At 47.3% G+C, this 385-nt stretch carries 1 protein-coding gene; it reads right to left on the reverse strand.

Annotated features, from left to right (window positions below; translation table 11 throughout):
• Positions 1–385: hypothetical protein (locus I6F37_RS44550; RefSeq protein ID WP_225155065.1), on the reverse strand; the 385-nt coding region annotated here is incomplete at both ends.

Consider the following 385-nt stretch of genomic DNA (forward strand, 5'->3'; position numbering starts at 1 on the left):
GCAGTCTCTTTTTCATCTGACGTTTCATCCTGAGCTGCAGCCTCTTCTGCGCTCAATTCTTCAGTTTCCGTATCAGCTTCAGCAACATCAGATTGAGAATCCACTTCTGTTGCTGAACTCTCTATTTCATCTGATTCATTTTCTTCAACAGAGGTTTCTTCCCCTGTATCACCTTCTGCTGATGCTTCAGCTACTTCTTCGCCGGGTGAACTTTCAGCAACCTCTTCGCCTGCTTCTTCAGATGCTTCCGGCTCATCATGCGAGGTTAAGACCTCTCTGGCATGTTTTTGCGCCAGCAAACGCTTGGCTCTTTCGATGACTTCGGTTGCCTGGTCAAAACTGATGTCAATTGCATCAACCAAATCGTCAAGCGACAGGCTTGCCA

It is taken from the genome of Bradyrhizobium sp. NBAIM08, assembly GCF_020193935.1.
Lineage (GTDB): Bacteria > Pseudomonadota > Alphaproteobacteria > Rhizobiales > Xanthobacteraceae > Bradyrhizobium > Bradyrhizobium yuanmingense.